This window comes from Microvirga aerophila (genome assembly GCF_003332305.1).
GTDB lineage: Bacteria > Pseudomonadota > Alphaproteobacteria > Rhizobiales > Beijerinckiaceae > Microvirga > Microvirga aerophila.
On the sequence record NZ_QOIO01000130.1, the window covers coordinates 1 to 4,854 of the forward strand.

10 protein-coding genes are annotated in these 4,854 nt (G+C 58.5%); 2 read left to right on the forward strand and 8 right to left on the reverse strand.

Annotated elements, in window-relative coordinates:
- Positions 1-273: hypothetical protein (locus DRB19_RS28845; RefSeq protein ID WP_245439900.1), on the forward strand; the 273-nt coding region annotated here is incomplete at its 5' end.
- An 82-nt stretch (positions 274-355) separates the two neighbouring features.
- Here DRB19_RS28845 and DRB19_RS28850 read toward each other — a convergent pair.
- The 8 genes from DRB19_RS28850 to DRB19_RS28885 form a co-directional block, all read right to left on the reverse strand.
- Positions 356-634, reverse strand: a complete 279-nt coding sequence (locus DRB19_RS28850; protein WP_245439902.1) for a DUF6894 family protein — start codon at positions 632-634, stop codon at positions 356-358.
- Between the two features lie 226 nt (positions 635-860).
- Positions 861-1,049, reverse strand: a complete 189-nt coding sequence (locus DRB19_RS28855) for a WGR domain-containing protein (protein WP_338067386.1) — start codon at positions 1,047-1,049, stop codon at positions 861-863.
- Positions 1,050-1,111: 62 nt separating this feature from the next.
- Positions 1,112-1,417 carry a hypothetical protein gene (locus DRB19_RS28860; RefSeq protein WP_114189387.1) on the reverse strand — a complete coding sequence of 102 codons (306 nt, stop codon included), beginning with the start codon at positions 1,415-1,417 and terminating at the stop codon, positions 1,112-1,114.
- 52 nt (positions 1,418-1,469) lie between these two features.
- Positions 1,470-2,177, reverse strand: coding sequence for a hypothetical protein (locus DRB19_RS28865; protein WP_114189388.1), 708 nt, complete (start codon positions 2,175-2,177; stop codon positions 1,470-1,472).
- Between the two features lie 321 nt (positions 2,178-2,498).
- A complete protein-coding gene (locus DRB19_RS28870; RefSeq protein WP_114189389.1) occupies positions 2,499-2,864 on the reverse strand; it encodes a hypothetical protein in 366 nt (121 codons plus the stop codon).
- A gap of 91 nt (positions 2,865-2,955) precedes the next feature.
- Positions 2,956-3,261, reverse strand: coding sequence for a ribbon-helix-helix domain-containing protein (locus DRB19_RS28875; RefSeq protein WP_114189390.1), 306 nt, complete (start codon positions 3,259-3,261; stop codon positions 2,956-2,958).
- Between the two features lie 124 nt (positions 3,262-3,385).
- On the reverse strand, positions 3,386-4,039 hold the full coding sequence (gene parA, locus DRB19_RS28880; protein ID WP_114189391.1) for a ParA family partition ATPase: 654 nt from the start codon (positions 4,037-4,039) through the stop codon (positions 3,386-3,388).
- Between the two features lie 127 nt (positions 4,040-4,166).
- Entirely contained in the window at positions 4,167-4,316 is a 150-nt protein-coding gene (locus DRB19_RS28885) for a DUF1127 domain-containing protein (RefSeq protein WP_114189392.1), read from the reverse strand.
- A 308-nt stretch (positions 4,317-4,624) separates the two neighbouring features.
- Between DRB19_RS28885 and DRB19_RS30915 the strand changes: the two genes are divergently transcribed.
- Positions 4,625-4,854 (forward strand): hypothetical protein (locus DRB19_RS30915; protein ID WP_114189394.1); only part of this gene is annotated, 230 nt, incomplete at its 3' end.

Sequence of the window (4,854 nt, forward strand, 5' to 3'; positions counted from 1 at the left end):
GCACCTGGAGCAGGATCAGGCCGCTGCATGAGCTTCACCCTTCAGCCTGTGCGTGTCGCCAACGGCAGTGATGAGGACGGCCTGCTGGTGTTCGACAAGGAGCAGCGGCTTTTAGCGGTGCTGTCCCGCCTCGGCGAGCACTATGACGGCCTCTCCGGCCATTGGTATCTGGAAGCAGGGTTCGGGCGTCTGGACGCACGAGATCCGCCGACATTTGCCGATCTGGAAGAAGCCCAGGAGTGGATCGGTCAACGCCTTGCAAGGAAGCGGTAAGCGGCGTCTTGCTCGAACACGCTGCTCCCGTTCCATAAACGACCTTCCGCAAAATCGCGGCCGTCTCAGAAATCCAGAGCCTTCAATGCACGCAGACAGGGCTTTGCTCCAGATTGGGCTCACCAAGAGCGAAGCTCAGGATCGTTCGACCAGCGCAATCAGTGACCTCCATCTGCCACCCCTGCCATTCTCCTGAAGCGAAGAAGCCCTCTTGTCTGAGTTCCTGGATGGCTTGAGCGGCACAGATCAGAACGCCATCCTCTGTTGCCAGATTGACCCCTTCCTCGTCACGGATCACCTCTCCGTTGCAGATGAGATGGAAGAAAAACCTTCCTGAGACAATCATCTCCGGCACGGACATTGTCGCACCACCTGTAAAGAGCCGCCTAATCATCAAACTAGGAAGTTCTTTGGCGTCAGAAATATGGCGGAAGCGATAGGAATACTGGCAATATGACTTTACCCAAATCTAGGTACCGCAATTCGCTTGAGTAATCTACGTTAGTAAGCCTAATCCTACAGAGTAGCTCTGATAGGAATTATTTGGCATATCGTCCTATCTGATGGGGCTAAATCTAGGTTTGGCCTCAAAGATCCCGGTAGCCCCTGCGACGCTTCGCTTGGGCCACTGCTTCCAGCGCCTGGCCGGCCTCGATCTCGTTGGAGAACTCCTCGACCAGCTCCTGCCCGTTGGTGCCGATGCGGCCCCAGTTGCGCACCAGGCGCACGGTCCCGAACAGATCCTGCTCGATCATGAGGCTGTAGAAGCGCCTCACCCGATGTTCTGGGTCGATCCGGTGCAGCACCAAAGTGGTGCTTGATCGGGGAGCGCAGCTCGTCAGGCATCTCGCCCCATCCCGGCCGCGCGCATTTCGGTCCAGTCGGGCCGCGTATGGATTGAACGGCTCCCGCATAGGGAGCAGCGCAATTTGAGGCTGACATCCGGCACCGGCAACTCGTCGGGTATCCCATCGATGGGAAGGGTCGCCATGTGGCCGCAACTGGTGGCCTCGCCATAGGCGGCGACGGAGCGCATGCCCTGCTTGCGCAGCCAGCCAATGGTGATCGGCTGAATCTCCTTGCCCTGCCCGTCATAGGCGCGGCGCGGACTGCGCTTTCCTTTTGCGGTATCAGAATCTGACATTGCCCCTCTCCTAAACCGCCCCGGCTTTGCCGAATGCCTTTCTTCGGTTCTCTCAGGTGTTTTGGGAACGGGATTCAGGCTCAGAGGCTTCTGGGGGAATGCCGTTTTCTCTTCTCTCTTTGAATCCTTTGTCCGTGGGGTCTGTTTTTTTGAACCCTATCGCCTTCGAGGCTGAGCGGCCGGCTCCCTGCCCTCCCCGCTTGATCCATTGCTGCCATTCCCGGGAGACGATGCGGACCACGTTCGGCAGGTTCTTTTGGCCTTCCCGACGCCTTTCCTGGACGGTGAGCAGCCCCATGGCAGCAGCAGCCCTGATGGCGTTCTGTGCCGTCGTGCGGCCGATCCCAGCCCGCGCCGCAATCTCCCCGAGCGAGCGGTCACAGTGCCCCTTCTCCCGTACCTCATCGGTCACGATCCGCAGAGCTGCCAGCTCGCCCACCGTGAACTTACAGGCCAGGGACGGAGGCATAGGCCCTGAGGCTGCGAGATGTCGGCGCCGAGCAATGGCCACGGACCGGACAGGAGTCCGCTGGACGCGTCGCGGCGGGAAGATGGACGGTCGGCCAGGAGGGATGCCAACAGGCTTCACCTCCCCTCGCACAACAAGGCGCCGGGCGTGAATCAGGCTTGCCAGCTCCTGCGCCTGGTCATCGGTAACGGCATTGGCACCCCATCCCTGCCAGATGGCTTTGGACAGGTCGTCTAGTCTGGTCAGTGTCCGCGCGTCATTAATCGCGCTCGCCATCTGCTCCGCGAACATGCGTTTTCCTTCGGATCTCATGGACCCGTCGCAGGGGGAGGTGCTTCATGGGGGCAAAGCTCCGCCGTCGCGAAAAATGACGTTTTCCGCTTGACGAAGGCACAGCGCTTGGGGGATGATCATGACGCCAATCAATGAACTTCCCCGGCGCTTGCCGGACATGAGGCCCGCCCCTTCGGCGGGCTTTTGTGTGTCTAGGCTCTACTTTTCTCCTTGATGCGCGATTCAGTGCGCGCACCACCGGCTACGGTGAACGGCGGACTCACCACCGTCAACAGGCCGGGCCTTAAACTGACTCCAGATCTGTTAACGAGCCGTTAACTATTGGACTTGGATCTCTTTGAGTACGCGCTTCACTGCAAGGTGAGCAGCATCCACATGGCCGCTCGTGAGAAGCTCATCGACAATCTTCAGCGTCATCACGACATCGGGCCGCTGGACCGTACCGAGGATTGTCTGCGGAATATTGTGAGGAGCCTCGTCCCTTTCACCCATGAGGTAAGCTGGGCTGCATTTAAGGACCGCTGCAAGGCTCGTGATAGCCTGCTCTGCTGGAGCCTGCCCACGCCCTGTGATGATGTCCTGTATGAACCCTGCTCCTAAGCCAGCGTCCATGGATGCTTGGCGCCAAGAGATTTTCAGCGCACCAACCCTCTCACCGATGCGCTGCTTCAGGATTTGGGTCACGTTTTAGTCCTCTGATTTCGATCAGGTTGAAGGATGAGAGCTATCAAGCAAACTTGACTACATGTTCACATGTAACCGTGCGAACATGTGATTATGCCCGAGCGATGGGTGCCTCTCCATAGCGTTCAAACATCAGGTTCAAGGCTTCAGCCATAAGGGCGGCCTGGGACTTGTTCTGCTTCACCGCGAGGATAGCGAGCTGCTGACGCACGACCGGATCGAAGTACGCAGAGATTGCTACCTTTCCCTTACGGCTGGGCGCAGGCTCAGAGGCGCGGCTGATGGCAGATGCAGTCTCTTCCTGCTGCGGGGTAGGAACGAGCGCTGAGGCTTGCGCAGGAGCTTTCCCTGAAACGTCTTTAAGCTTGGAGAGACCAGCGGCGAAACGATTGGACATGTTCACACTCTAATGTGTTCGATGGTTCTTATTCTGGCATGATGCCATGTTGTGATGAGAACATGCTGATATGTGCACATGCAGCCGTACTAGCCTTCGCACATGTCTGCATGATTGAATGCTCTCATGCTATCATGAGAATAGGCTCAGATGCTGCCATGCCCATCTGTTCACATGCCCACATATGAAGCTGTTCGATTTCCCGGGCTGCCTTGCCTTGAGGCTCGAACTCCAGCGCTGTCTGTCCCGTGATAAGAGATCGATTGTAGGCAACCCGATCACCAAGCCGTACCGGGCAAACAGCCAGGCCCAGACTACCTTCAATCATCTCTGCTGCTTCATCCGCCACCGTGCCGGAGGATGAGACGCTGTTAAGGACAGCGAAGGCGGGAACCTGCACCAGCTTCAGGAGGTCCACGGTCTTCCTCATCGCTCGCAGGTCCATGATGGAGGGCTGGCACGGTACAAGGACCAGATCCGCCAGGCGAGCGGCTTCCAGGGCTGTGCTCTCGGCATGGGGAGCGGTGTCGAGGATCAGAACATCCGTTCCGATTTCCTGCGCAGTGCTTATGGCCTTGGACAATCGGGCAGGCTGGATGCTCTCTACATGAGGCAACTCTGCCTCACGCGCGTCGTGCCATTCCGAGGCGGATGCCTGCGGATCCAAGTCAAGGATTAGGGTTGCAGCATTGGCGTGCTGAAATGCCGTAGCAAGATGCAGAGCGACCGTCGTTTTACCGACACCACCCTTCTGATTGATGAGTGCGATTGTTCGCATGATAGACCCTCCACATGGGATCATGTGAACATGTGGAGGTTAACGTCCCGTAAACTTTTCGGCGCAGCCCCCGATGCAAGAGGCCGCGCCGGATGACCAGCTCACGAGGGGAGGTCGGTTTTGCCCCTTACCGCCCGTGGCGTGCAACTTGATGGATGTCGCTCCGGGAGAGGCCGATATCCGAAAGCTCCCGGTCGGAAAGGGCAGACAGTTGGCGCGCTGTCTCACGGGAGCGATGCCACTGACGAATGCTTGAAAGGATGACCGATAGGAACATGAGACGACCTCAACAATGGGCTAGCACGAGCGCAACCGTGTCGCGCACTGACAACGAGAAAAAAGGCCACCATGCAGGTGGCCGAGTTTAGGGAGGAACCCGCCGCGGGATGCCGTAGCGGATGAGCGACATGTAAGGCGGGTGGGTCGGGGGTGAACCCTGGAGAAGCCCAACCCACCTATGACCCGACGGCATGGAACAGGCTGGAGTGTTTACCCGCCATTAAAGCATCGCGGTACCGGCCCCGACATCGCTTGACAGCCTAGCTCTCGACGCAAGAATGATCCTTCATTGGTGGAGAAGGTGCCGTGGATGTGGTCGTGACACCTGCGGCGTTCAAACCGCGCACTTGGGCGTTGAGCGACCGGCTTGGGCGGCCCCTTGGGACAATCACCGAAGCCTCCTCGTCGCTCTTCGTCATCCATCCAGACCGCAACTCCGGACTATCCAAGATAGGGGTCGCCAACTTCCCCTCTCTTGATGAGGCAATGTCGGCCATCGCCCGCCACATGAGGGGCGAGTGTCAGCTTGCCAGCAG